The organism is Kitasatospora saccharophila (assembly GCF_039529925.1).
GTDB classification, from domain to species: domain Bacteria; phylum Actinomycetota; class Actinomycetes; order Streptomycetales; family Streptomycetaceae; genus Kitasatospora; species Kitasatospora saccharophila.
In genome coordinates this window covers 12,679-37,358 of sequence record NZ_BAAANS010000038.1, presented here as the reverse complement: position 1 = coordinate 37,358, position 24,680 = coordinate 12,679, and the positions used below count along the sequence as shown (strand labels likewise).

Below are 24,680 nucleotides of genomic sequence, written 5' to 3'. Positions count from 1 at the left end.
GGCACGCGCGGCCGGACCGCGAAGCGGGACAGCCGGCCGCGCCGTCGTGCCGCTCCCGCCGCGCGCGGTTCCCCGCGCCCCTGTCGGTGCCCGTCCTACCGGTGCGGGCCCCGTCGCGCTCCCCGGCGGACGCCCTTCCTCAGCGCAGCAGTTCCGTCAGCCCGTTCAGCAGGTCGACCACCCCCGCCGGCCCCGCCACCACCAGGTCCGCGCGTTCGGCCAGCTCCGCGACCGGGGGTTCGCCGGTGACGGGGCCGCTGCAGACCAGGAGGCCGGGGTGGCCGGCTCCGCGGCGGGCGGCGACCTCCGCGTAGGCGGCGAGGTCGCCGAGGTCGTCGCCGGCGAAGAGCACCGGGCCGGCGTCCCGTTCCGCCAGGAACTCCCGGAGGGCGACGCCCTTGTCGACGCCCGGCGGCCGCAGTTCGAGGACCATCCGGCCGGGCTCCACGACCAGGCCCCGGCGGTGGGCCAACTCGCCGAGCGGTCCGCGCAGTTGCTCCAGCAGCGCGTCCGGGTCGGGGGCCCGCCGGGTGTGGACGGCCAGGGCGCGTTCCTTGTCCTCCACGAAGGTGCCCTCGGGGGCGCCCAGTTCGCGGAGCAGCGAGGGGAGTTCGTCCCGGACGGCGGTCACCCCGGGCGGGGGCGGGGCGGCGGTGACGGCGTTGCTGCTCGCGTCCCAGCGCTCGGCGCCGTAGTGGCCGAGGACGGTGAGGTGTTCGAGGCCGGGGGCGGCGGCGAAGCCGCCGTAGGAGGCGGCGGTGGCGGCGGGCCGCCCGGTGACCACCACGACCGCGCCGATCAGCGGGGCGAGCGCGGAGAGGGCGGGTACGACGCCGGGGTGGGCGCGGGCCCGTTCCGGGTCGGCGACGATCGGGGCGAGCGTGCCGTCGAAGTCGAGCCCCACGACTGCGGACTTCGGGTCGGCGAGCAGGCCCGCCAGTCCGGTCCGCCCCGCCTGGGTCGTGATCTGTTCGGCGATTCCCATGCCCCCGACGCTACCGGTCGGCGGGCGTCGGCGGGCGGCGACCGGCCCGGCTCACTGCCGGGCGTCCCGCCGCGCCTGCCGGACCCGGCGCAGCCGGTTGACCAGGACCGGGTCGTGGGCGAGCGCCTCGGCGCGGTCGAGCAGGGCGTTGAGCAGCTGGTAGTAGCGGGTGGCGGAGATGCCGAGCTCCTGCCGGATCGCCTGTTCCTTGGCGCCGGCGGTCCGCCACCCGCGGGCTTCCAGTTCGAGTACCGCCCGGTCGCGTTCGGTCAGTTCGGCCATGTCTCCAGGTTAAGCACCCGGTCCGTCAGCCCTGGCGGCTCTTGGACGCCTCGGACGCGGCGGTCGCCTGCAGGTCGCTGAGCACCTGGTCGCCGCCGCTCTTCACCGCGCCGCCCATCTGCTTCTTGATCAGGCTGCTGACCTTGTCCCAGGAGGGGGCGCCGTAGGGGTAGAAGTTGGCGTTGGGCAGGTTCTGCAGGAACTGGGTGAGGTCCTGGTGCTGGGGGTTCTCCGACATGTCCTCCAGCGTGTCCTGGGTGACGGGGAGCATGTTGTACTCCTCGTCGAACTCCAGGGTGTTCTGCTTGGAGAGGGTGAAGTTGAGGAACTTCTTGATCTCCGCCCGGTGCCCGTTGGCCTTGAAGGCCATCAGCCAGTCGGCGACGCCGAAGGAGACGTCCTTGACGTCGGCGCTCTTGCGCGGGACGGCGGCGGTGCCGTACTCGATGCCGGCCGCGGCCGCGTCCTTGAGCAGGGCGGGGTGGCCGTTGAGCATGGCGACCTCGCCCTTGGTGAAGGCGGTGAAGGCGGTCTTGCGGTCGACCTCGCCGGGGTCGGGGTAGGTCAGGCCCTTGTCGACCAGGTTGGTGCGCAGCCACTTGAAGGTGTCGCGGTTCTGCTGGCTGTCGATGGTGTAGTTGCCGACGCTGTCGGAGAGCGCGCCGCCGCCGCTCATCGTCCAGATCATCGACTCGGCCTGGGCCTCCTCGGGGCCGAGCGGCAGCGCGTACGGGATGACGTTCGGGACCTTGGTCTTGATCAGTTCGGCGTCCTTGCGCAGTTCCTCCCAGGTGGTGGGCGGGGCGCTGATCCCGGCCTTCTGGAAGATCGCCTTGTTGTAGACGAAGACCCGGCTGGAGGAGATGAACGGGATGCCGTACTGGCTGCCGAGGACCTGGCCGGCCTTGTTGAAGGAGTCCAGCAGGTTGGCCTGCGCCTCCATGGAGAGCACGTCGCCGACGGGGTAGAGGCGGTCGGCGGCGACCTGGTCGGCGAAGCCGCCGGTCTGCACGACGTCGGGGGTGTCGCCCTTGGCGATCAGGTCGGCGACGTGCTTGTCGATGTCGCTCCAGGGCACCACGTCGACGTGCACCTTGATGCCGGAGTTGGCGGCCTCGAAGTCCTTGGCCAGCTTGTTCCAGTAGTTGCTGCTGCTGTTGGAGTCGTTGGTGCCGTAGTCGGCCGCGACCAGGCTCAGCGTCACCCCTCCCCCGCCGGACAGGACGCCGCAGCCGGACAGCAGCAGGCATCCGACGAGGGGGACGGGGATCAGCGCTGATCGCTTCAAGGGGGGACCGCCTTCGGGAGGGTTTCAGGCGCGACCCTGACAGCTACCGCTCGCGGTGGTCCAGACCTCTGGGGGCGAATAGGCAAGGAAGTTATCGAAGTGTCAGATCAGGTTGCGCCACGCGCAACGTGGACTGCACAACTGTCCGCTATGCGAACCCTCACGCGGTCAGGACGGTGACCCCGGCGGCGGCGAAGGCGGCCGCCACCGCGTCCGGCACCTGGTCGTCGGTGACCAGGGTGTCGACGGTCTCCGGGCCGCAGATCCGGGCGAAGGCCCGGTGGCCCAGCTTGGAGGAGTCGGCGGCCACCACCACCCGCCGGGCCCGCTCGGCGAGCAGCCGGTTGACCGCCGCCTCGCCCTCGTGGTGCGCGGTCGCGCCGTGCTCGGCGTCGAACCCGTCCACGCCCAACACCGCGGTGTCCAGGGCGAGTTCACCGAGCACCTGGGCGGCCAGCGGGCCGATCAGCTCGTACGACTGGGGGCGGGCGACGCCGCCGGTGACCACGATCTTCACCTGCGGACGGACCGTCAACTCGTTGGCGATGTTGAGCGCGTTGGTGACCACGGTGAGGCGCTGGCCGCCCTCGGGGTGCTCGACCAGGTCGGGGCGGACGGCCAGCGCCCGGGCCACCTCGGTGGTGGTGGTGCCGCCGTTCAGGCCGACCACCTCGCCGGGGGCGACCAGGCCGGCCACCAGGGCGCCGATCCGCTGCTTGGCGTCGGCGTTGCGGGCGGTCTTGTACCGCAGCGGCAGGTCGTAGGAGACGCTGTGCGCCACCGCGCCGCCGCGGGTGCGGGTGAGCATCTGCTGGCGGGCCAGCTGGTCGAGGTCGCGGCGGATGGTCGCGGCCGAGACGTCCAGCGCGCCGGCCGCCTCCTCGACGTCCAGCTTCCCGTGCTCGGCCAGCAGCTCCAGCAGCGCGTTCCACCGCTCGTACCTGGACACCGTCCCCGCTCCTCCCGCGCTCGCCCCGGGCGGCCCCGCGCCCGGCCGGGACAGCTTCGCACACCCGACCTCCACCCCCCTCATTGCGCACACGTGCGCGAAACGGCTATAAATCAATCAGCTTTGCGCACGGTGCTCACCCTCGCCCGTGCGCAGTCCCCGGGGAAGCCGAAGGAGCCCTCGCCCATGCCGCAGCCGTCCCTCACCGCCCAGGAGATCGCCACCCAGCCCGGGAACTGGCGCACCGCCGCCGCACTGGCCGCGAGCGGCCCGGCCGGGCTGCCTCGGCGCGGCGAGCGGGTGGCGGTGGTCGGCTGCGGCACCTCCTGGTTCATGGCCCAGGCGTACGCCGCGCTGCGCGAGGCCGGCGGCCACGGCGAGACCGACGCCTTCGCCGCCTCCGAGTTCCCGCCCGCCCGCCGCTACGACCGGGTGCTGGCGATCACCCGCTCCGGCACCACCACCGAGGTGCTGCGCCTGCTGGCCGGCACCGACCTGCCGACCACCGCGATCACCGCCTGCCCCGACCAGCCGGTGGCCGCGGCCGCCGGGCAGCTGGTCGACCTGGGCTTCGCCGACGAGCGCTCGGTGGTGCAGACCCGCTTCGCCACCACCGTGCTGGCCCTGCTGCGCGCCCACCTGGAGCTGGAGGAGGCCCTCCCGGCCGGGGTGCGCACGGTCGCCGAGGCCGCCGCGGACGCCGAGCGGGCGGTCGCCTGGCAGGTGCCCCGGGAGCTGGTGGCGCTGGAGCAGGTGTCCTTCCTGGGCGCGGGCTGGACCAACGGCCTGGCCCAGGAGGCCGGGCTGAAGATGCGCGAGGCCGCGCTCGCCTGGACCGAGGCGTACCCGGCGATGGAGTACCGGCACGGCCCGGTCTCGATCACCGCCCCGGGCCGGGCGGCCTGGATGTTCGGCGAGCTGCCCGCGGGCCTGGCCGGCGAGGTCGCCGCGGTCGGCGGCCGGCTGGTGGCCGACTCGGGGGCGGGCGGGCTGGACCCGCTGGCCGACCTGGTCCGGGTGCACCGGCTGGCCGTCGCGCTGGCCGCGCACCGCGGCCTGGATCCGGACCGGCCGCGCAACCTGACCCGCTCGATCGTGCTCGGCTGAGCCCCGCCCGACCGTACGGCCTGTAACGGCTTCGCCACCCAAACCGCCCAGGAGACGGCAAAGAGCGATAAACCTCACCTCTCAGGACCAGACCAATCGAGCAACTGGACTAGACCTCTTAGACCCGGCCAAGGAAAACTGTCCTACGTGAAGTACGTCATCGCACTCGATGTAGGCGGCACCGGCATGAAGGCCGCGCTGGTCGCCCAGGACGGCTCCGTGCTCTTCGAGGCACGCCGACCGACCGGGCGGGAGCACGGCCCCGACGCCGTCGTCGCCACCATCCTCGACTTCGCCGCCGACCTGGCGCAGGAGGGCCGCACCCGGTTCGGTGCCGCCCCCCTCGCGGCGGGCGTCGCCGTGCCGGGGACGATCGACGAGAAGAACGGGATCGCGGTCTTCTCGGCCAACCTCGGCTGGCGGGACCTGCCGATGCGCAAGCTGCTCGGCGAGCGCCTCGGCGGCATCCCGGTCGCCCTCGGCCACGACGTCCGCTCCGGCGGCCTCGCCGAGGGCCGGGTCGGCGCCGGGCAGGGGGTCGAGCGCTTCCTGTTCATCGCGCTGGGCACCGGCATCGCGGGTGCGATCGGCATCGAGGGCACCATCGAGGCGGGCGCCCACGGCTACGGCGGCGAGATCGGCCACGTGGTGGTCCGCCCCGGCGGCCCGCAGTGCGGCTGCGGCGCCCGCGGCTGCCTGGAGACCCTGGCCTCGGCCTCCGCGGTCTCCCGGGCCTGGGCCGGCGCCAGCGGCGACCCGGAGGCCGACGCCGCCGCCTGCGCGAGCGCCGTCGACGCCGGCGACCCGCGGGCCCTCGCGGTCTGGCAGGACGCGGTGGACGCGCTCGCCGACGGCATCGTGCTGGCGCAGAGCCTGCTCGACCCGTCCACGGTGATCGTCGGCGGCGGGCTGGCCGAGGCCGGTGACACGCTCTTCACGCCGCTGCGCGCGGCGGTGACCGAGCGGCTGACCTTCCAGATGCCCCCGAAGGTCGTTCCGGCCATGCTCAAAGACACCGCCGCGTCCCTGGGCGCCGGCTTGCTCGCCTGGGACCTGCTCTCGATGGAGGTGACCGCGTGACCGCGGACCGTACTGCACTGGCCGGAGCCCGACTGGTGCTGCCCGGCGGGGTGATCGACGCCGGCCGGCTCTCCGTGGAGGGCACCCGCATCGCGGGCCTCGGCGGCGAGGCCGAGCCGAGCGACCTCGACCTGACCGGGTACACCGTCGTCCCCGGCTTCGTCGACCTGCACGTGCACGGCGGCGGCGGCGCCTCGTACGCCTCCGGGATCGCCGAGGAGGCGCTCACCGCCGCCCGCACGCACCTGGAGCACGGCACCACCACGACGATGGCCTCCACCGTCACCGGCGAGATCGACGAGGTCTGCCGCCAGGCGGCGGTGCTCTCCGAGCTCGTCGAGGACGGCGTCCTGGCCGGCATCCACTTCGAGGGCCCGTTCATCTCGCACAACCGGTGCGGCGCCCACCGCCCCGACCTGCTGCGCGACCCGGACCCGGCGCTGGTGCGCAAGCTCGCCGACGCGGGCCGCGGCCACACCAGGATGTTCACCCTGGCCCCGGAGTTGCCCGGCGGCCTGGAGTCGGTGCGGATGCTGTCCGACCTCGGCATCATCGCCGCCGTCGGCCACACCGACTCCGACTACGAGGTCACCCTGCGGGCGATCGACGCCGGCGCCACGGTGGCCACCCACCTGTTCAACGCGATGCCGGGCATCCAGCACCGCGCGCCCGGCCCGATCGTCGCCCTGCTGGAGGACGAGCGGGTCACCGTCGAGCTGGTCAACGACGGCATCCACCTGCACCCCTCGGTGGTCGAGCTGGCCTACGGCACGGCCGGCGCCGAGCGCGTCGCGCTGATCACCGACGCGATGGGCGCGGCCGGCATGGGCGACGGCCTGTACCCGCTCGGCCCGCTGCAGGTCCGGGTCGAGGACGGCGTGGCCCGGCTGGTCGAGGGCGGCTCGATCGCCGGCTCCACCCTCACCCTGGACGTCTCCTTCCAGCGCGCCGTCACCGTCCTCGGCCTGTCCCTGAACCAGGCCGTCACCTCGCTGTCCACCGTCCCCGCCCGCCTGATGGGCCTGGGCGACACCATCGGCACCCTGGAGGCCGGAAAGAACGCCGACCTGGTCGTCCTCGACTCCGACAGCTACGAACTCGTCGCGGTGATGCGCCGCGGCGAGTGGATCGTCGGCGCGGACCGCTTCGCCAGGGCCGGCAACCCGGCCTGACCCGCCGCCGCCCCGACCGGGGCGGCCGGGTCCGCCCGACACGCGCCGCGGTCGGGTGGGTAGCGGATCCTGCGCCTCGCTACTCACCCCACCGGGAGCTCCCGCCTTGCCGCTCGCCCGTACCCGTGACCTGCTCGCCGCCGCCGTCGCCGAACGGCGCGGCCTGCCCGCGTTCAACGTGATCACCCTGGAGCACGCCGAGGCCGTCGCGGCCGGCGCCGAGGCCGCCGGCACGCCGGCCGTCCTCCAGCTCAGCCAGAACGCGATCGCCTACCGGGGCGGCCGGCTGCTGCCGATCGCCCGCGCCTGCGCCGAGGTGGCCGCCGCCGCCCGCGTCCCGCTCTCGCTGCACCTGGACCACGTCGAGGACCCCGACCTGCTGCGCGCCGCGCCCGGTGCCGGGTTCTCCTCGGCGATGTTCGACGCCTCCGCGCTGCCGCACGACGAGAACGTCAAGGCCACCGCGGAGGCCACCGCCTGGGCCCACCGCCACGGCCTGCACCTGGAGGCCGAACTCGGCCGGGTCGGCGGCAAGGACGGCGCGCCCCCGCTCGGCGCGCACGCCCCCGGCGCCCGCACCGACCCGGCCGAGGCCGCCCGCTACGTCGCCGAGACCGGCGTCGACGCGCTGGCCGTCGCGGTCGGCTCCTCGCACGCGATGACCACCCGGACCGCCGCGCTGGACCACGCGCTGATCCGCGCGCTGGCCGCCGCCGTCCCGGTCCCGCTGGTCCTGCACGGCAGTTCCGGCGTCCCGGACGACGCGCTCGCCGAGGCGGTCGCCGCCGGCATGGTGAAGGTCAACATCGGGACGGCGCTCAACCTCGCCTGCACCCCGGCGATCCGGGCCCGGCTGGCCGCCCACCCCGCCGCCACCGACCCGCGCGGCTACCTGTCGGCGGCCCGGGACGCGATGGCGGCCACCGTCGAGCAGCTGGCCCGGGTGGTGTCCGCGGCGGCCCGAACCGCCGCGGGCCCCGCGGCCGGTTACTTCGGGTAGTCGTTGACGCTCATCGGCGTCAGCGCGACCTGGTCCAGCAGCACCGGGTTGCTCGCCCCGGCCGGGACGGTCAGCGTGATGGTGTTCGACCCGGCCTGCAGCACCGGCCATATGTTGGTGCTGAACCACGACTGGGCCGGGTCGGCGGCCGGGTTCTTGGAGTAGTTCTTGAAGGTCACGCCGTTCGGGTGGTCCTTGCCGTTGACGGTGACCTGGGCCGGCTGGTCGGCGCCGGTGTTGTTGAAGTGCAGCCAGAACTTGGTCTGCCCGCCGGTGTCCGAGTTGACCGTCCAGGTGAAGGACGAGCCGGCCTGCAGGACCAGGTAGCTGCCGTCGGCGGAGATCGCGCCCTTGACCGTGCTGTCGGTGGCCGCGCCCGTCGCCTGGAGCTTGGACGCGTCGCCGAACGGCTCGTTCGCGGCGCTCGGGCTGGGCGCGGCGCTGCTCTCCGCGGTGCTCGGGCTGGGCGCGGCGGTGTCGGCGGCCGCGGTGGCCGGGGCCTTGCCGGTCGCGTCGGCGGCGCTGGGCTTGCCGCCCGGGTCGCCGGTGGAGAGCGCGACGCCCGCGCCGATCGCGATCGCGGCGACCACCGCGACGGCGCCGATGATCGCGGCCTTGCCGCGGCCCGCGGGCCGCTCCTCGCCGGGCCGCGGACGGGAGCGCTCGGCGTACCGGGGCTGCTGGGGCAGCGCCGTGGTGGGCTCGTGCGGGGCGGCCGGGCCCTGGCCGTAGCCGGGCGGCGGCGGGGCCTGCGGGTAGGTCGGCCGCTCGCCGTAGCTGGCCCGGCCGACCTCCATCGGACGCTGGTAGCCGCTGCGGGGGCGCTCGGCGGCGGGCTGCTCGCCCTCGGCCGGGCGGTACAGGTACGCGAAGGGGTCTTCCTCGCCCGCGCCCTCGGGCGCTGCGCCGCTGTTGCCGGGCGTGGTCACGTTCGACTCCCCTGGACTGGTCTGCTCCGTACCCAGGGCACCCTACCCGCCCTCGATGAGCGGGGGCCAAGCGGTCGGCCGGCCCGGCGAGCGCGTCCCGCGCCCGCGCCGCCCGGTCCTCAGCCCGCCCGGCGGTGCGAGCGCTCGCCCCGGGAGCCGCGGGCGGCGCCGCCCCGGGTGCGCTTCTCGTCGTACATCCGCTCGTCCGCGGAGTGCAGCACCTCGTCGATGCTCATCCCGCAGCCGGCCCAGCCGATGCCGAGGCTGACGCCGACCCGGACCGCCCGGTTGTCGATCCGCATCGGCGGCAGGATCGCGCTGCGCAGCCGGCCGGCCAGTTCCTTGGCCTCCTCGCGGCCGATGTTGTCGGCGAGGACGACGAACTCGTCGCCGCTCATCCGGGCCACCGTGTCGCCCTCCCGGACGACCTGCTGGAGGCGGCGGGCGATCTCGATCAGGACGGCGTCGCCGGTGTTGTGGCCGTGCCGGTCGTTGACCAGCTTGAAGCCGTCCAGGTCGCAGTAGAGGACGGCCAGGCCGCGCTCGCCGGCCGGGGCGGAGCCGCGGCGGTGGCCGTGCCACAGGTCGCGCTCGGCGGGGGGCTGCTCGGCGGGGACCACGGCGTGCACGTGGTGGGCGGGGGCGCCGCCGTGGTGCGGCGCCCCGTCGGCCGCGAAGGCGGCCCGGTCGCGCTCCAGGGCCCCGTCGGGGGCCGCGTAGCCGTGCGCGTGGGGTGCGGGCGCCCCGGCGGCCTGGCGGCCGTCCTGGGCGGCGTGGGCGCCCTGGTGGGGCGCTCCGGGGGGCGGGCCCTGGCCGGGTATCCCGGCGGGCGGCAGGGCGGCCGGACAGAGTCGGCGGGCCAGCCGGGCCCGCAGCTCGGCGCCGTTGGGCAGGCCGGTGAGCGCGTCGTGGCTGGCCCGGTGGGCGAGCTGGAGCTCGTGCCGCTTGCGGTCCTCGATGTCCTCGACGTGGGTGAGCAGGAAGCTGGGGCCCTCGGCGGCGTCGGCGACCACCGAGTTGCGCAGGCAGACCCACTGGTAGCCGCCGTCCCGGCGGGACAGCCGCAGTTCGGCCCGGCCGCCCTCGGCGCTGGTGCGCAGCAGCAGTTCCAGGTCGTCGGGGTGGACCAGGTCGACGAAGCGCTGCTGGCGCAGCGCGGCCCGGGGGCGGCCCAGCAGCCGGCACAGGGCGTCGTTGACCCGGCTGAGCTGGCCGGTGGTGTCGCCGTGCAGTTCGGTGATGGCCATCCCGCTGGGGGCGTACTCGAAGGCCTGCCGGAAGGACTCCTCGCTGGCCCGCAGGGCCTGCTGCTCCTTCTCCAGCCGGGCCAGGGCGCGCTGCATCTCGGCGCGCAGCCGGGCGTTGCCGATGGCTATGGAGGCCTGCAGGGAGAACATCTCCAGGGCCTCGCGGGTCCACGCGCCGGGGCGCTTGCCGCTGCGCGGGCGGTCGACCGAGAGGATGCCGAGCAGGTCGCCGCCGGCGCTGTACATCGGCGCGAGCAGGACGTCGGAGGGGTGCCAGTCGTTGCCGTAGACCGGCATCGGGCCGTTCCCGGTCCAGGTGGGGACGTCGGTGGCGATGGCCCAGCCGCGGTCGTGCGGCAGGAAGCGCAGGGTGCCCCAGTGGTCGGCGACCTGGAGCATCCGCTCCCAGGACTCGCGGGAGCCGACCTGGCCGAGCAGGACGGCGGGGCCGCCGAAGGCGCTCTCCTCGATCTCCCAGACGGCGGCGACCACCAGGTCGCCGTCGGGGCGCACCAGGCTGACCGCGGCGGCGTCGAACCCGAGCCCGTGGACCGCGCCCTCGACGACCGCCTGGAGGGTTCCCGCCAGGCTCCGGGCAGCGTTGAGGTCCGCCACGACCCGGTGCAAGGTGCGGAGGGTCGCGAGGCGGACGTAGGGCTCCGACTCGGCTTCCATGCGGGGGCTCCCCGGCTGCTTCGGATGGTTCTTGAAAGGTTGTCGTCCGATTGCCAGAAGAACTGAATCACAGCGAGCACTGCGATAGGCACGCTCGGTCAGCAATAGCCGGTGACTGTGACTCAAATCACATAATGATCAAGCGGTTTGCGACCGAGGCCCGACCGGACCTACGACCGGACTACGACCAGGGCCCGATACCGGCGCACCCGACCGGCGACTACCGTGCGGTACGTGTACAGCTCCCAGCAGTCCCCCGCCGCCCCCGCGGCCCCCGCCCCCGCGGCGGCGGCCGGCGCCACCCCCGAGGAGTTCCGGGCCGCCCTCGGCCAACTCGCCGCGGGCGTCTCGCTGCTGACCGTGCACGACCCCGAGGACGGCGAGGACGCGGGGATGACCGCCACCTCGTTCCTGTCGGTGTCGCTGGAGCCGCCGCTGGTGCTGGTCTCGGTGCGCACGGACTCGCGGATGGACGAACTGCTGGCCCGGGCCGAGACCTGGGCGGTGTCGCTGCTCGCCGAGGAGCACCGCACGCTCGCCTCCCGGTTCGCGATGAAGGGCCGGCTCAGCGACCGGCTGCTGTTCGCCGACGCCGCCTGGCGGCGCGGCCCGCACAGCGGTGCCCCGCTGATCGACGGCGCACTGGCCACCGTGGAGTGCCGCACCGAGCAGCGGATCGCGGCCGGCGACCACGTCCTGGTGCTCGGCCGGGTGCTGGCCGCCGGGGTGCCCGCCCCGGCCGGGCGGCCGCTGCTGTACCTGCGCGGCGGCTACCGGCAGCTGGGCTGACCGGCCGTCACTCCGGGCGGATCCGGCCGCGGCCCTGCTTGAGCCCGGAGCGGTGCCGCTTGTTCTCCAGCCGCCGCTCGACCATGCCGCGGCTCGGCTTGGTGGCCCGCCGGGTCTTCGGCGGCGGCGCGGTGGCCTCCCCCAGCAGCGCGGCCAGCCGGGCGGCGGCCACCTCGCGGTTGCGCCACTGCGAGCGGTGCTCGGAGGCCCGGACCACCAGCACGCCGTCCACCAGCCGGGAGGCCAGCCGCTCCAGGGCGCGCTCCTTCCACACCGGCGGCAGCGCCTCGGAGGCCGCCAGGTCCCACCGCAGCTCGACCTTCGAGTCCGAGGTGTTCACGTGCTGCCCGCCGGGGCCGGAGGATCGGGAGAAGCGCCAGACGAGCTCGGCGTCGGGGACGACCACCGAACCCCGTACGCGCACGGGCTCAGTCATGCGCCCATCATCCCGTCCGCCCCGGCCCCCGTCACCTGGTTAAGCCGCCCCGGCCGGGCGCGGCCGCCCCGGCCGAGCGGGCACAATGGCGGCGTGATCGAGCTCGGCTACTCCCTCTCCACCCGCTTCCCCGACCCCCCGCAGACCGACTACCGCACCGCGTCGGTCCGTTCGCTGCGGCACGACCTGTTCGCGGGGGACGTGTACCTGGAGACGGACGAGGGGGCCGGGCTGGAGACCCGCTGGCACTGGGTCCCGGTGCTGGACTTCGCCTGGGCGGTGTGCGACGTCGTCGAGCGGCTCGACGAGGACCCGCGCGGCAGCCGGGAGGCCCGGGTGCGCACCGAGGACCTGGACTTCACCCAGAACACCGAGCTGCTGCGCTTCGCCCGCCGGTTCGGCTGGGTGGAGATCACCGCCACCTGGCGCCCGGACGACGAGCCCCTGGTGGTGCGGCACGCCGAACTGCGCCGGGAGGCCCGGGACTTCCTGCAGGACGTGCTGGCCGACCTGACCGAGCTGCACGAGGGACTCGCCGACAACCCGAACGTCTGGACCGTGCAGGGCCGCTACCCGAGAATCTGAGGCGCGGCGGGCGTCCGCGCGGAAGGAATCCGTCCGTTCGCCGAGCGGTGGAACCAACTGCCGCCCGTCCCGCGTTCTCTGGGCAAAACCGACCGAAGGGACACCACAGACCATGCCCGTGAGCCTCACCAAGGGTGGCAACGTCTCGCTGACCAAGGAGGCCCCCGGCCTGGCCGCGGTCGCCGTCGGCCTCGGCTGGGACGTGCGCACCACCACCGGTGCCGAGTTCGACCTCGACGCCAGCGCGATCGTCCTGAACGCCGAGGGCAAGGTCTACTCGGACCGGCACTTCGTCTTCTTCAACAACACCAGCGCCCCGGACGGCACCGTGGTGCACACCGGTGACAACCGCACCGGCGAGGGCGCGGGCGACGACGAGTCGATCAACGTCAACCTGGCCGCGCTGCCCGCCGACGTCACCAAGATCGTCTTCCCGGTGACCATCTACGACGGCCTCAACCGCGGCCAGAGCTTCGGCCAGGTCCGCAACGCCTACATCCGGGTGGTCAACCAGGCCGGCGGCGCCGAGATCGCCCGGTACGACCTCTCCGAGGACGCTGCCACCGAGACCGCGATGATCTTCGGCGAGCTGTACCGCAACGGCGACGAGTGGAAGTTCCGCGCCATCGGCCAGGGCTACGCCTCCGGCCTGGTCGGCATCGCCCAGGACTTCGGCGTGAACGTCTGACCCGCACCGCACGCGCGACGGCCCCCCGGAAGGCTCCGGGGGGCCGTCGCGCGTGGGCGGCGCGTCAGGAGCGGCCGGCCCGCAGCTCGGGCAGCTCCAGCAGTTCGGTCTCGTCGTGCGCGGTCAGGTCGACCACCTCGGGCTCGGTGTCCGACTCGGCGTGCCGGTGGCTGGGCGGCTGCTCCACGGCCTGGTGCGCGGGCGGCTGCGCGGCGTCCACCGGGGCGCCGTCCAGCACCGCGTAGCGCTCGCTGTCGGCCAGCGCCTCGTCGCCCACCACGTCCGCCAGGTCGCCGACGGCGGGCGCCGGGGCACCGGCCCGCAGCGCGGCCCGGGCCGTGCCGGGGCGGCCGAAGAAGCTGAACGCGGTGGCCCGCGGCCGCTGCGGCGCGGGCACCTGCGGGCGGGCGGCCTCCGGCGCGGGCAGGGCCGGGCCGACCGGGCGCAGCGCGGCCGAGCCGCCGGCCGGCACCGGGTCGGGCATCTTCGGGCGCAGCTCGACCTGGGCCCGCTCGTCCACCTCTCGGCGCGCCTCGGCGGCCGCCGCCTGCCGCTCCAGGTGCCGCACCGCGGCCTGCGCGCGGACGTAGGAGGCGGGCGTGACCGGGTGCTTGGGGCGGGCGGCCTCCAGGGCCCGGCGGGTCGCCTCGGCCTCCTTCATGGCCTGCTCGGCGACCATCACGGCGCGCTCGCGCAGCAGCCGGGCGATCTCCGTCTCGGCCTTCGCCAGCCGGGACTTCTCCGCGGTCAGCCGCCGCCCGAACCGGGTGGCGCGCTCCTCGGCGACCTCGGCCGCGTACTCGGCCTCGGCGATCTGCTCCTCGTAGCGCTCCTCGGCGCGCAGCCGGCGCACCACCGCGAGTTCGGCGGCGGTCCGGGCGGCCCGGTCGCGCTGGCGCAGCACCAGGGCCAGGCCGACCACGGCGACCACGGCGGCGACCCCGACCGAGCGGGCCACGACCTGGTCCGGGCTGGCCACCAGGGCGGCCACCGCAGCGACCACGAGCACGCCGGAGGCGGCCGGGGGCAGCAGCCGGCCGAGGAGGGAGGAATGACGGTGGCGTCCGCGAGACATGGCTAGAAACTAGCGTGCGAATCGCGGCGCTGTCAGCCTCGCCCCCCTTTCGGGCCTTGACAGTCCGTGTCGGCCACCGGAGGCGACGGCCGGGTGACGGGGGGTCAGCGCGAGGGGGCGGCCGTCCCGCGCGGGTGCTCGGGGTCGTCGTGGTCCTCGGGGAGCCTGCAGATGTGCTGGAGCCAGAGCGCCACCGCGATCACCGCCGCGCCCGCGATCACCGCGAACAGCGCGGTGGCCGCCTGCGTGCGGCGGGCCGCGACCTCCAGCGAGCCGAGCAGGAACACCCCGACGCCCGCGTAGATCCCGGTCACCACCGCGGACACCAGCGCGCTGGCCTGCCCCAGCACCAGCGCCCGGGCCGCGTGCAGCGGGTCGACGCCCTTGGCGCCGGGCTGCCGCTCGCGCACCGCCTTCAGCCGGGAGCGCAGCGAGATCGCCGCGGCCAGCAGCACCACGGCGATCGCCGCCAGCACGTACGGCGCGTAAGTGGGCACCCCGGGCAGGGTGCCCAGCGAGTCCCACAGCCGGGCGCCGCCCCAGGACAGCAGCCCCGTGATCGCGGTGATGCCGAGCAGCAGGCGGAGACGGAGCGGCTTCACGCGGGCGGGCTTCCTTCCAGTGGCTTCGACGGCGGGGCGTCGCGACCAGGCCACCGTACCGGCCCGGCCGCGCCCCCAGGGAGCTACGCCCGCGTGCGCCCGGAAGTTCCCGCTCCCGGTCCGGGCCTACTCGGGCAGCCGCAGCTGCAGGTCGGCCCGGAGCCGCACGCCCTGCGCCGCGGCGCCGCCGAGGCCCGCCAGCAGGTCGGCGACCGGCCCGTGGCCCGGCACCTCGGCCGCCGGGTCGGCGTCCTGCCAGGGAGCCAGCACGAACGCCCGCTCGTGGGCGCGCGGGTGGGGCAGCGTCAGCTGCGGGTCGTCGCTGGTGACGCCCTCGTAGGCGAGCACGTCGACGTCCAGGGTGCGCGGCCCCCAGCGGACCTCGCGGACCCGGCCGAACGCGTCCTCCACCGCGTTGGCCCGCTCCAGCAGGTCCTGCGGGGGCAGCGAGGTGCGCAGCACCGCGACGGCGTTGAAGTAGCTCGGCTGGTTCTCGGGGCCGCCGACGGCGTCGGTCTCGTAGACGGCGGACAGCGCGGTCACCCGCACCCCCGGGGTGTCCTCCAGCGCGTCCACGGCGCCCTGGAGGGTCTCCAGGCGGTTGCCCAGGTTGCTGCCGAGGGCGACGGCGGCGGTGCGGGGGCTGTGCAGGGTGGACTCCGCGCGGTCCACCTTGCCCTGCAGGTCGAACGTGGTCGGCGTGGCGGTCGGGTCGGTCGTGGCCAATGGAGTTCCCTCTGTTCGGGCTCCACCGGGGGCGGTCAGGCGCGGCCCCGGCGGATCGTGATGGTGACGTCGTCGAACGGGACGGTGATCGGGGCGTCCGGCTTGTGCACGGTGACCTCGACCTCCTCGACCACCTCGTGTCGCAGGCACTGGTCGGCGATCCGCTGGGCCAGCGTCTCGATCAGGTCGACCGGGTCGCCCGCGATCACCGCGGTGACCTCCTCCGCGATCACGCCGTAGTGCGCGGTGCGGGTCAGGTCGTCCCCCGCGGCGGCCGGCCGGGTGTCGAGGAACAGCACCAGGTCGACCACGAAGGTCTGCCCCTCGATGCGCTCGCGCTCGAAGACGCCGTGGTGGCCGCGGGCGCGGAGCCCACGCAGGGTGACGCGGTCCAGCAAAAGAATCACTGCTCCCAGCTGACGGCCCCGCGGTGGGGCGGGGAACGGCGGGCACCGTCGCCCGCCGCCCCTCGAATCTACCTTCGAGCACCGACGGCCCATGACCGCCTCCCCGGCCGCCCACCCGATCGGACCGGCCGCCGCGGCCCTTGACGCCACCGGCCGGGCGGCGCTACTCGTCCTCTTCGTCGTCCTCGTCGTCCCCGCTGGTGAGCACCGGCGAGCCGTGGTGCGACCACAGCTTCCAGCCGCCCGCGGTGCGCCGGAACAGGTTCGTCGAGACCACCTTGCCGCCGACCAGCGGCCCGAGCTCGCCCTCCTCCTCCGGCTCGCCGCCGGACAGGATGTTCTCGGTGCAGGTGACCAGGGCCACGTCGCCCTGCACGTCGACCTCGACGTCGGTCAGGAAGAACTGGATGTACTCGGTGTTCGCCATGATCAGCATGTAGGAGCGGGTCACCTGGGCCCGGCCGATCAGCGCGGGCCAGCCCGGGTGCACGCAGAACACCCCGCGCTTGTCGTCCGCCTCGCCCGGCCCGAGCCAGATCGACTCGACGGCCTCCAGGTCGCCGTTCTCCAGCGCCTCGTACAGGGCCTGGTTGACCGCCAGGACGGCTTCCTCGTCCGGCTCCAGCGCCGCCGCCCGGTCGTTGCCGCCGCTCACTGCCTCCGCCACGTCTACCCCCTCTGCGCCGCCTGCTCCCAGGCCGCGACGACTCGTACGGCGTCAGCCGTGCCGGACACGTCATGCACCCGTACCGCCCAGGCACCCGCCTTCGCCGACAGCACCGAGACCGCCGCCGTGGCGTCGTCCCGCTGCCGCGCCGGGCGCAGCTCCCCGGTTTCCGGGTTGGCCAGCAGCGTACCCAGGAAGCGCTTGCGCGAAGCCGCCACCAGCACCGGGCGTCCCAGTGCCGTCAGCGCGTCCAGTCGGCCCAGCAGCGCCCAGTTGTGGGCGCCGGTCTTGGCGAACCCCAGGCCGGGGTCGAGGATCAGCTGCTCCTCCTTCACCCCGGCGGCCAGCAGTTCCTCCACCCGGGCGGTCAGTTCCCGCACCACGTCGGCGACCACGTCGTCGTAGACCGCCAGGGCGTCCATGTCCGCGGACTGGCCGCGCCAGTGCATCACCACGAACGGCGCGCCGGTCTCCGCGACCACCCGCGCCATGTCCGGGTCGGCGAGGCCGCCGGAGACGTCGTTGACCACCCGGGCGCCCGCCGCGACGGCCGCCGCGGCGACGGCCGCCCGCATGGTGTCCACCGAGACCACCGCGCCGGCCCGGGCCAGCTCGGTGACCACCGGGACCACCCGGCGCAGCTCCTCCGCCTCGGTGACCCGCACCGCCCCCGGCCGGGTCGACTCCCCGCCGACGTCCACCAGGTCCGCCCCGCGCGCCACCAGGTCCAGCCCGTGCGCCACCGCCTTCGCCGGGTCCAGCCACATCCCGCCGTCCGAGAACGAGTCCGGCGTGACGTTGACCACCCCCATCACAGCGCAGCGCTCAAGGACGGGCAGGCCGGGGACGTTCTCGCTCATGCGTCCCATTATCGGCGCACCGGTCGGCGGGGGCCGCACGCCGCGGCCCCGCCGTCCCGCGCTACGCCGCCTTGTCCAGGCGCGCCGCCGGCTCCTGCATCAGCCCCTGCCGCTGCCGCTTGCGGCCGAACCGCGGCATGCCCAGGGTGATGAACGCCTCCGCCTGCATCGCGGCGAAGCCGATCCGCGGGAGGTCGCGGGTGTGCTGGTAGACCAGGAAGCGCGGCTCCCAGACGGGCTGGAACTTCGCGTTGAACTTGTACAGCGACTCGATCTGGAACCAGCGCGACAGGAACACCAGCAGCCCGCGCCAGGCCCGCAGCACCGGCCCCGCGCCGATCCGCTCGCCGCGGGCCAGCGCCGAGCGGAACATCGCGAAGTTCAGCGAGACCCGGCGCACGCCCATCGCCCCGACCTCCTGGAGGGCGGCGACGATCAGCAGCTCGTTCAGGCCGGGGTCGGCCTCCCGGTCGCGGCGCATGAGCTCCAGCGAGATGCCGTCCTCGCCCCAGGGGACGAAGTGCAGCACCGCCTTCAGGTCGTCGCCGCCCTCCCCCTCCTCGGGGGCCTTGTGGGCGGTGACCACGATGCACTCGTCGTCGCCGGCGTCGCCGAAGCGGCCCAGCGCCATCGAGAAGCCGCGCTCGGTGTCGGTGCCGCGCCAGCGGGCCGCGGCGTCGCCGATCCGGCGCTTCTCCTCCAGGTCGAGGTCGCCGACCCGGCGGACCTTGCAGGAGTAGCCGTTGCGCTCGATCCGCTTGACCATCTGGCGGACGTTGCGCATCGCGCGGCCGGAGAGCGAGAAGGTCGCGGTGTCGACGATGGCCTCGTCGCCGAGTTCGAGCGCGTCCAGCTCGGCCTCCCGGGTCCACACCTCGCCGCCGACCTCGGAGCAGCCCATCACGGCGGGCGCCCAGGCGTGCTCGCGGGCGGTGGCCATGAAGACCTTGATCGCGCCGGGCCAGGCCTCGACGTCGCCGACCGGGTCGCCGGAGGCGAGCATCACGCCGGAGACCACCCGGTAGGAGATCGCGGCCTTGCCGGTGGGCGAGAACAGCACGCTCTTGTCGCGGCGCAGCGCGAAGTAGCCGAGCGAGTCGCGCCGGCCGTGCCGGGCGAGCAGCTCGCGGACCTTCAGCTCGTCCTCGGGGGTCAGCTCGGGCTCGGGCTTCTCCGGGCGCAGCGCCAGGTACGCGGTGGCGAGGGCGGTGACCAGGCCGAGCCCGCCGAGCGAGTAGCCGACCAGGTCGCCGATCCGGTCGGAGGTGTAGTGGACCGGCCCCTCGAAGCCGAACAGGCCGTAGCCGACCTGCTCCAGCCGCTGGAACAGCGACGGGTCGCCCACCTCGGCCTTCCAGCGGACCGAGACCACGACCAGGCCGAGCAGCACCGAGACCGCGCCGAGCAGCACGAAGGCGGCCACCGCGCGCCAGCGGGTGCGCGGGTCGGCCTTGGCGTAGAACTCGCGCCGGTGCACCAGCATCACGGCGAGCAGCGCCAGCGAGATCGCGGCCTGCCCGAACTGGTGCCAGCGCATCAGGTGCAGCGTCGCGCCGACCGGCAGCAGCACGCACACCGCCCGCCAGGCGCGCGCCTTGCGGCGGCGCAGCGCGTGCGCGAGCAGCACCAGCAGCATGCCGACCATCAGGGTGCCGGCGGCGGCCAACGAGGTGGTGCCGCCCGGCAGTTGACCGACCACGGTGTGCACCCGGGTGAGCCGCAGCCGGGGCGAGACCGCGCAGGCGATGTCGATCAGTCCGATGGCCAGGCAGGCGTACCCGACCGCTCCCGGGAGCCAGGGCCGCGGCACCGCGGCGGCCTGGCTGCGGAGCGCCTGCAGGCCCCGCGGCCGGGGCGCGTCGGAGGTGGTCTCAGCGGACACGGGAGCGCTCATGAGAACTCAGCCTAGAGGCACCGGGACGCTGGGCGCGCGCTCCGGGACCAGGGGGGTGATGGACCTTCATGACAGTTCCTTTTTCTGGCAATCCGCACGTCAAGTGCGGTCCACGGGACGGTGTGGACCGCCCGGCCCGGGCCCGGGTCGAACGGTTGCGCTCGTCGGTTCGGGGGACGCGGCGGTGTGTCGCCGCGCCCGCACCCGTCTCCGCCCGGCAGGCGGTTCGGCGCGTCTCCCCCCGGTGGACGCCGCGTTCCACTGCGACGGTTCCCCCGGACGGGGCACGCCATTCGTACGTGCTTCCGACGCCCGGTCAGACTACCTCCACTCGCTGCCGACGGATCGTCAGATGACGATGGCGTGGCGGAAGTCGAGGAAGGACCGGGAGCCATGGAGCTGACCAGCCGGACACTGGTGTACGCGCTGAGCTCGGTGGCCGCCGCCACCCTGCTCGCCACCCTGTGGCTGTGGCCGCGGCTGTCCCGGCAGCGGCTGCTGCCGGTGCTCGGCCGGCTCGGGCTGCTGGCCGTCACCCAGGTGTCGGTGCTGGCCGTGCTGCTGCTGTCGGTGAACAACGCGTACGGCTTCTACAGCTCCTGGAACGACCTGCTGCGCCCCGGCGGCACCCCGCTCGTGCTGACCGCCGCGAAGGGCCCCGCCGCCGCCCCGAAGGGGGACGAGCTGGTGCGGCCCACCGACGAGGGCGGGCTGGAGACCGTCAAGGACGTGCTGCCCGAGGGCACTGCGGAGGAGGTCGGCCGGGTCGACTCGGTGCGGGTCACCGGCACCGCCTCCGGCCTGTCCGACCAGGTCTTCGTCTACCTGCCGCCCGAGTACTTCAACCCGCGCTACGCCCGCGAGCGCTTCCCGGTGCTGCTCGCCCTGGCCGGCTACCCCGGGTCCTCGCTGCACCTGGTCGAGGGGCTGCGGCTGCCGCAGACCGCCGCCGGGCTGCAGCACGACGGGCGGATGGCGCCGACCGTGATCGTGATGGCCCGCCCGACCGTCGCCCCGCCGCGCAACACCGAGTGCGTGAACGTCCCCGGCGGGCCGCAGGCGGAGACCTGGTTCGCCGAGGACGTCCCGGCGGCGCTGCGCTCCGCGTACCGGGTCAGCCGTTCGGCGGGCTCCTGGGGCGTGTTCGGCTACTCCACCGGCGGCTCCTGCGCGCTGCGGCTGGCGATGCGGCACCCCGACACGTACCGGAACGCGGCCGGGATGCACGCCGACTACACGGTGCCGAACGACCACTGGACGGACGGCGACCTGTTCCGCGGCGACCAGGACGCCGCTCGGCAGTCCGACCTGGACTGGCGGCTGAAGAACCTGCCCGCGCCGCGGGCCGACCTGCTGCTGGTCTCCACCCGGGCCGAGGACGACTTCCCGGCCACCCAGAAGTTCCTGGCCGAGGCCCAGCAGGTGGCGGCCGCCCACCCCGGGTTCCAGGTGGACTCGATCTTCCTGCCCGACGGCGGCCACTCCTTCGAGACCTGGCGGCGCGAACTGCCCGCCACCCTGGAGTGGCTCAGCGACCACCTCGACCCCCCGCCGGACCGCGAGCCGAGGTCCTGAACGCGGACCGGGGCGCCACCCCTGGTGAGGGGTGGCGCCCCGGCCGGAGGCGGCTCAGCGGCCGATGATGAGGCTCATCGCCTCGTTCCGGGTCGCCGGGTCGCGCAGCTGGCCGCGGACGGCGGAGGTGATGGTCTTGGCACCGGGCTTGCGGATGCCGCGCATCGACATGCACATGTGCTCGCACTCGATCACCACGATGGCGCCGCGCGGCTCCAGGATCCGCATCAGCGAGTCCGCGACCTGGCTGGTCAGGCGCTCCTGCACCTGCGGGCGGCGGGCGTACACGTCGACCAGCCGGGCCAGCTTGGACAGGCCGGTGATCTTGCCGCTCGCGGACGGGATGTACCCGACGTGCGCGACGCCGCGGAACGGCACCAGGTGGTGCTCGCAGGTGGAGAACACCTCGATGTCCTTGACCAGCACCATCTCGTCGTGGCCGAGGTCGAAGGTGGTGGTCAGCACGTCCTCCGGCTGCTGCCACAGGCCCGCGAATATCTCCCGGTAGGCGCGGGCGACCCGGGCCGGGGTCTCCAGCAGGCCCTCGCGGTCCGGGTCCTCACCGACGGCGAGCAGCAGTTCGCGGACGGCGTTCTCGGCCCGCTTCTGGTCGAACTCGCGGACGGGGGACTCACCGTCGAGCGTCACCGGATCGATCATGCGTGCCTCGCTGCTCGTCAGTCGGGAAAATCTCGGCAAAGAAGGTCGGTGCAGCACGAATGCCGCGCCTCCAGGGTACAAACCCCGGAAACGCGGCATCCATTCCGAACGGGTATTCGATCGGGTCAGCTCTCGACCTGGCCGCCGTCGACCGGCGGGAGCTTCACGACGTCCACCGGGTCGACCGGGGCGGCCGCGGCGCCGTTGGTCAGCGCCAGCTCCTTCGGCGACTGCACCGGCGGCCGGGTGGACGGGGTGCGGCGGGCCGACCCGGTCCACGCCGGACGCGGGGGACGCTTGATCACCGGAGTGAAGATCTCGGCGATCTGCTCCTTGTTCAGCGTCTCCTTCTCCAGCAGTTCGAGGACCAGGTTGTCGAGCACGTCCCGGTTCTCGACCAGGATCTCCCAGGCGTCGTTGTGCGCGGTCTCGATCAGCTTCTTGACCTCCTCGTCCACCAGCCCGGCGACCTCTTCCGAGTAGTCGCGCTGGTGGCCCATCTCGCGGCCGAGGAACGGCTCGGAGTCGGAGGAGCCGAACTTGATCGCGCCCAGGCGCTCGCTCATGCCGTACTGGGTGACCATGGCCCGCGCGGTGGCGGTGGCCTTCTCGATGTCGTTCGAGGCGCCGGTGGTCGGGTCGTGGAAGACCAGTTCCTCCGCCGCCCGGCCGCCCAGCATGTACGACAGCTGGTCGAGCATCTCGTTGCGGGTGGTCGAGTACTTGTCCTCGTCCGGCAGCACCATCGTGTAGCCCAGGGCGCGGCCCCGGGACAGGATGGTGATCTTGTGCACCGGGTCGGAGTAGTTGCAGGCCGCCGCGACCAGGGCGTGGCCGCCCTCGTGGTACGCGGTGATCTTCTTCTCCTTGTCGGACATGATCCGCGAGCGCTTCTGCGGACCGGCCACGACGCGGTCGATCGCCTCGTCCAGCGTCTGGTTGTCGATCAGCTTCTTCTCGGAGCGCGCGGTGAGCAGCGCCGCCTCGTTCAGCACGTTCGACAGGTCGGCGCCGGTGAAGCCGGGGGTGCGCTTGGCGACGGCCGACAGGTCGACGTCCGGCGCGATCGGCTTGCCCTTCTGGTGCACCTTGAGGATGTCCAGCCGGCCCTGGAGGTCCGGGCGGTCGACGGCGATCTGCCGGTCGAAGCGGCCGGGGCGCAGCAGCGCCGGGTCCAGGATGTCGGGGCGGTTGGTGGCGGCGATCAGGATGACGCCGCCCTTGACGTCGAAGCCGTCCATCTCGACCAGCAGCTGGTTGAGGGTCTGCTCGCGCTCGTCGTGGCCGCCGCCGAGGCCCGCGCCGCGGTGCCGGCCGACGGCGTCGATCTCGTCGACGAAGATGATCGCCGGGGCGTTCGCCTTGGCCTGCTCGAACAGGTCGCGGACGCGGCTGGCGCCGACGCCCACGAACATCTCGACGAAGTCGGAGCCGGAGATCGAGTAGAACGGCACCCCCGCCTCGCCCGCGACGGCGCGGGCCAGCAGGGTCTTGCCGGTGCCGGGCGGGCCGTACAGCAGCACGCCCTTGGGGATCTTGGCGCCGACCGCCTGGAACTTGGCCGGTTCCTGCAGGAACTCCTTGATCTCGTGGAGCTCCTCGACCGCCTCGTCGGCGCCCGCGACGTCCGCGAAGGTCGTCTTGGGGGTGTCCTTGGTGAGCAGCTTGGCCTTGGACTTGCCGAACTGCATGACCCGGGAGCCGCCGCCCTGCATCTGGTTCATCAGGAACAGGAAGACCAGCACGATGATCACGATCGGCAGCATCGAGAAGAGCAGGCTGACGAAGGTCGACTGCTTCTCGGGGCTGACCGTGTAGCCGTCGGCGATCTGGCCGTCGGCGTACTTGTCCTGGAGCTTCTTGGCCAGGTCGGCGGCCTGCTGGTCGCCGGTGTAGGACGCCTGGAAGCGGGTGCCGGACGGCGACTTGTTGTTCGAGCCCGCCTTCAGCTTCTGGCCGTCCTGCAGCTGGATCTTGATGAGGTTCGAGTCACCGGTGGTGAGCTGCGCCGACTTCACCTGGTTGTTGTCGATGGCACTGACGACCTGCCCGGTGTCCGCAGTCTTGTAGCCGCTCGAATCCGAGACGAGCTCCATCAACGCGAACACGGCGAGGGCGGCCAGCACGACCCACATGATCGGCGCACGGAAGTATCGCTTGACGTCCATCCATGCGGGGCGTCACCGCCCCGTCCCTCCTGCCAGTTCAACGGGCGCTGCTCGGCTGTGGGGCCTCGGCGCATCCGATATGTGCTCGTAAGACGAGCGTTTGATTGGACCGTACCGCAGCGACCCCCGGTCCCGGCGGGATCGCACCACGGTGCGGCCTATTTTCCTACCCCCGCTCAACGGGCGGGAACGGTGCCCTGTTCCCGCCCGTCGCCCGAACGGTTCAGCCGCCGTACACGTGCGGCGCGAGCGTGCCGATGAACGGCAGGTTGCGCAGCTTCTCCGCGTAGTCCAGGCCGTAGCCGACCACGAACTCGTTCGGGATGTCGAAGCCGACGTACTCGACGTCGATCTCCACCTTGGCGGCGTCCGGCTTGCGCAGCAGGGTGCACACCTTCAGCGAGGCCGGGCCGCGCGAGCCCAGGTTGCCCAGCAGCCAGGACAGCGTCAGGCCGGAGTCGATGATGTCCTCGACGATCAGCACGTCCTTGCCCGCGATGTCGGTGTCCAGGTCCTTGAGGATCCGGACCACGCCGGAGGACTTGGTGCCCATCCCGTACGAGGAGACCGCCATCCAGTCCATGGTCACCTGGCTGTGCAGGGCCCGGGCCAGGTCCGCCATCACCATGACGGCGCCCTTGAGGACGCCGACCAGCAGGAGGTCCTTCCCCGCGTAGTCCTGGTCGATCCGCGCGGCCAGCTCCACCAGCTTGGCGTCGATCTCGTCCTTGCTGATGAGCACCTTCGCGAGGTCTGCGCCCATGTCGTTCTGGTCCACCGGGGATACGTCCTCAAACGTTCGGGGTCTGGGTTCGGCGGCGCCGGTCCGACTGG

At 73.8% G+C, this 24,680-nt stretch carries 25 protein-coding genes; 8 read left to right on the top strand and 17 right to left on the bottom strand.

The features are described 5' to 3' along the window. Positions 1–139: 139 nt before the first annotated feature. From otsB to ABD345_RS25560, 4 genes are all read right to left on the bottom strand, one after another. Positions 140–985, bottom strand: a complete 846-nt coding sequence (otsB, locus tag ABD345_RS25575) for a trehalose-phosphatase (RefSeq protein ID WP_344555001.1) — start codon at positions 983–985, stop codon at positions 140–142. 51 nt (positions 986–1,036) lie between these two features. After that, positions 1,037–1,267 carry a DUF3263 domain-containing protein gene (locus tag ABD345_RS25570; protein ID WP_344554999.1) on the bottom strand — a complete coding sequence of 77 codons (231 nt, stop codon included), beginning with the start codon at positions 1,265–1,267 and terminating at the stop codon, positions 1,037–1,039. A 25-nt stretch (positions 1,268–1,292) separates the two neighbouring features. Beyond that, positions 1,293–2,555: an extracellular solute-binding protein gene (locus ABD345_RS25565; protein ID WP_344554997.1), complete on the bottom strand. Its 1,263-nt coding sequence runs from the start codon at positions 2,553–2,555 to the stop codon at positions 1,293–1,295. Positions 2,556–2,715: 160 nt separating this feature from the next. Next, positions 2,716–3,504 carry a DeoR/GlpR family DNA-binding transcription regulator gene (locus tag ABD345_RS25560; RefSeq protein WP_344554995.1) on the bottom strand — a complete coding sequence of 263 codons (789 nt, stop codon included), beginning with the start codon at positions 3,502–3,504 and terminating at the stop codon, positions 2,716–2,718. A 186-nt stretch (positions 3,505–3,690) separates the two neighbouring features. Between ABD345_RS25560 and ABD345_RS25555 the strand changes: the two genes are divergently transcribed. The 4 genes from ABD345_RS25555 (at position 3,691) to ABD345_RS25540 (ending at position 7,863) form a co-directional block, all read left to right on the top strand. After that, entirely contained in the window at positions 3,691–4,611 is a 921-nt protein-coding gene (locus ABD345_RS25555; RefSeq protein ID WP_344554993.1) for an SIS domain-containing protein, read from the top strand. A 147-nt stretch (positions 4,612–4,758) separates the two neighbouring features. After that, positions 4,759–5,691, top strand: coding sequence for an ROK family protein (locus tag ABD345_RS25550; RefSeq protein ID WP_344554991.1), 933 nt, complete (start codon positions 4,759–4,761; stop codon positions 5,689–5,691). Further along, a complete protein-coding gene (gene nagA, locus ABD345_RS25545) occupies positions 5,688–6,863 on the top strand; it encodes an N-acetylglucosamine-6-phosphate deacetylase (protein ID WP_344554989.1) in 1,176 nt (391 codons plus the stop codon). Before ABD345_RS25550 ends, nagA begins: the two co-directional genes overlap by 4 nt. 106 nt (positions 6,864–6,969) lie before the next feature. Next, positions 6,970–7,863, top strand: a complete 894-nt coding sequence (locus ABD345_RS25540) for a class II fructose-bisphosphate aldolase (RefSeq protein ID WP_344554987.1) — start codon at positions 6,970–6,972, stop codon at positions 7,861–7,863. Here ABD345_RS25540 and ABD345_RS25535 read toward each other — a convergent pair. Then, positions 7,851–8,792, bottom strand: a complete 942-nt coding sequence (locus ABD345_RS25535) for a carbohydrate-binding protein (protein WP_344554985.1) — start codon at positions 8,790–8,792, stop codon at positions 7,851–7,853. The two genes, ABD345_RS25540 and ABD345_RS25535, sit on opposite strands and share 13 nt — an antisense overlap. Positions 8,793–8,911: 119 nt before the next feature. Then, complete coding sequence (locus ABD345_RS25530; RefSeq protein WP_344554983.1) at positions 8,912–10,714, bottom strand: GGDEF domain-containing protein; 1,803 nt, start codon at positions 10,712–10,714, stop codon at positions 8,912–8,914. A 234-nt stretch (positions 10,715–10,948) separates the two neighbouring features. Between ABD345_RS25530 and ABD345_RS25525 the strand changes: the two genes are divergently transcribed. After that, positions 10,949–11,503, top strand: a complete 555-nt coding sequence (locus ABD345_RS25525) for a flavin reductase family protein (RefSeq protein ID WP_344554981.1) — start codon at positions 10,949–10,951, stop codon at positions 11,501–11,503. A gap of 7 nt (positions 11,504–11,510) precedes the next feature. Here ABD345_RS25525 and arfB read toward each other — a convergent pair whose 3' ends face one another. Then, a complete protein-coding gene (arfB, locus tag ABD345_RS25520; protein WP_344554979.1) occupies positions 11,511–11,939 on the bottom strand; it encodes an alternative ribosome rescue aminoacyl-tRNA hydrolase ArfB in 429 nt (142 codons plus the stop codon). Positions 11,940–12,032: 93 nt separating this feature from the next. On the opposite strand from arfB, the gene ABD345_RS25515 reads away from it, so the two are divergent. After that, positions 12,033–12,524, top strand: a complete 492-nt coding sequence (locus ABD345_RS25515; RefSeq protein WP_344554977.1) for a hypothetical protein — start codon at positions 12,033–12,035, stop codon at positions 12,522–12,524. A 112-nt stretch (positions 12,525–12,636) separates the two neighbouring features. After that, positions 12,637–13,212, top strand: coding sequence for a TerD family protein (locus tag ABD345_RS25510; protein ID WP_344554975.1), 576 nt, complete (start codon positions 12,637–12,639; stop codon positions 13,210–13,212). A gap of 64 nt (positions 13,213–13,276) precedes the next feature. On the opposite strand, the gene ABD345_RS25505 is transcribed toward ABD345_RS25510, so the two are convergent. The 7 genes from ABD345_RS25505 to ABD345_RS25475 all read right to left on the bottom strand — a co-directional run bounded on the left by ABD345_RS25505 (position 13,277) and on the right by ABD345_RS25475 (position 19,443). Further along, positions 13,277–14,287: a hypothetical protein gene (locus ABD345_RS25505; RefSeq protein ID WP_344554973.1), complete on the bottom strand. Its 1,011-nt coding sequence runs from the start codon at positions 14,285–14,287 to the stop codon at positions 13,277–13,279. Between the two features lie 104 nt (positions 14,288–14,391). Further along, the gene (locus ABD345_RS25500) at positions 14,392–14,889 is read right to left on the bottom strand and encodes a DUF3180 domain-containing protein (RefSeq protein ID WP_344554971.1); all 498 of its coding nucleotides are present in this window, start codon (positions 14,887–14,889) and stop codon (positions 14,392–14,394) included. 126 nt (positions 14,890–15,015) lie between these two features. After that, complete coding sequence (gene folK / locus ABD345_RS25495) at positions 15,016–15,615, bottom strand: 2-amino-4-hydroxy-6-hydroxymethyldihydropteridine diphosphokinase (RefSeq protein WP_344554970.1); 600 nt, start codon at positions 15,613–15,615, stop codon at positions 15,016–15,018. A 35-nt stretch (positions 15,616–15,650) separates the two neighbouring features. Further along, the gene (gene folB / locus ABD345_RS25490) at positions 15,651–16,010 is read right to left on the bottom strand and encodes a dihydroneopterin aldolase (protein ID WP_033250583.1); all 360 of its coding nucleotides are present in this window, start codon (positions 16,008–16,010) and stop codon (positions 15,651–15,653) included. 175 nt (positions 16,011–16,185) lie between these two features. After that, a complete protein-coding gene (locus ABD345_RS25485) occupies positions 16,186–16,689 on the bottom strand; it encodes a nuclear transport factor 2 family protein (RefSeq protein WP_344554969.1) in 504 nt (167 codons plus the stop codon). A 2-nt stretch (positions 16,690–16,691) separates the two neighbouring features. Then, positions 16,692–17,558: a dihydropteroate synthase gene (gene folP / locus ABD345_RS25480; protein ID WP_344554967.1), complete on the bottom strand. Its 867-nt coding sequence runs from the start codon at positions 17,556–17,558 to the stop codon at positions 16,692–16,694. 52 nt (positions 17,559–17,610) lie between these two features. Then, positions 17,611–19,443 carry a phosphatidylglycerol lysyltransferase domain-containing protein gene (locus ABD345_RS25475; protein ID WP_344554965.1) on the bottom strand — a complete coding sequence of 611 codons (1,833 nt, stop codon included), beginning with the start codon at positions 19,441–19,443 and terminating at the stop codon, positions 17,611–17,613. Positions 19,444–19,836: 393 nt separating this feature from the next. Here ABD345_RS25475 and ABD345_RS25470 point away from each other — a divergent pair, with 393 nt between their 5' ends. After that, a complete protein-coding gene (locus tag ABD345_RS25470; RefSeq protein ID WP_344554963.1) occupies positions 19,837–21,018 on the top strand; it encodes an alpha/beta hydrolase in 1,182 nt (393 codons plus the stop codon). Positions 21,019–21,072: 54 nt separating this feature from the next. On the opposite strand, the gene folE is transcribed toward ABD345_RS25470, so the two are convergent. The 3 genes from folE to hpt form a co-directional block, all read right to left on the bottom strand. Then, positions 21,073–21,678: a GTP cyclohydrolase I FolE gene (gene folE, locus ABD345_RS25465; protein ID WP_344554961.1), complete on the bottom strand. Its 606-nt coding sequence runs from the start codon at positions 21,676–21,678 to the stop codon at positions 21,073–21,075. Positions 21,679–21,803: 125 nt separating this feature from the next. Next, complete coding sequence (gene ftsH, locus ABD345_RS25460) at positions 21,804–23,846, bottom strand: ATP-dependent zinc metalloprotease FtsH (RefSeq protein WP_344554959.1); 2,043 nt, start codon at positions 23,844–23,846, stop codon at positions 21,804–21,806. Positions 23,847–24,069: 223 nt separating this feature from the next. After that, positions 24,070–24,609, bottom strand: a complete 540-nt coding sequence (gene hpt, locus ABD345_RS25455; protein ID WP_033217699.1) for a hypoxanthine phosphoribosyltransferase — start codon at positions 24,607–24,609, stop codon at positions 24,070–24,072. Positions 24,610–24,680: the final 71 nt, after the last annotated feature.

Bases quoted from the DNA above. Each gene is read 5' to 3' on its own strand.
- otsB (WP_344555001.1), bottom strand. From the start codon at position 985: ATGGGAATCGCCGAACAGATCACGACCCAGGCGGGGCGGACCGGACTG.
- ABD345_RS25570 (WP_344554999.1), bottom strand. From the start codon at position 1,267: ATGGCCGAACTGACCGAACGCGACCGGGCGGTACTCGAACTGGAAGCC.
- ABD345_RS25555 (WP_344554993.1), top strand. From the start codon at position 3,691: ATGCCGCAGCCGTCCCTCACCGCCCAGGAGATCGCCACCCAGCCCGGG.
- ABD345_RS25530 (WP_344554983.1), bottom strand. From the start codon at position 10,714: ATGGAAGCCGAGTCGGAGCCCTACGTCCGCCTCGCGACCCTCCGCACC.
- arfB (WP_344554979.1), bottom strand. From the start codon at position 11,939: ATGACTGAGCCCGTGCGCGTACGGGGTTCGGTGGTCGTCCCCGACGCC.
- ABD345_RS25510 (WP_344554975.1), top strand. From the start codon at position 12,637: ATGCCCGTGAGCCTCACCAAGGGTGGCAACGTCTCGCTGACCAAGGAG.
- ABD345_RS25505 (WP_344554973.1), bottom strand. From the start codon at position 14,287: ATGTCTCGCGGACGCCACCGTCATTCCTCCCTCCTCGGCCGGCTGCTG.
- folP (WP_344554967.1), bottom strand. From the start codon at position 17,558: ATGGGACGCATGAGCGAGAACGTCCCCGGCCTGCCCGTCCTTGAGCGC.
- ABD345_RS25475 (WP_344554965.1), bottom strand. From the start codon at position 19,443: ATGAGCGCTCCCGTGTCCGCTGAGACCACCTCCGACGCGCCCCGGCCG.
- ABD345_RS25470 (WP_344554963.1), top strand. From the start codon at position 19,837: ATGGAGCTGACCAGCCGGACACTGGTGTACGCGCTGAGCTCGGTGGCC.
- folE (WP_344554961.1), bottom strand. From the start codon at position 21,678: ATGATCGATCCGGTGACGCTCGACGGTGAGTCCCCCGTCCGCGAGTTC.
- ftsH (WP_344554959.1), bottom strand. From the start codon at position 23,846: ATGGACGTCAAGCGATACTTCCGTGCGCCGATCATGTGGGTCGTGCTG.
- hpt (WP_033217699.1), bottom strand. From the start codon at position 24,609: ATGGGCGCAGACCTCGCGAAGGTGCTCATCAGCAAGGACGAGATCGAC.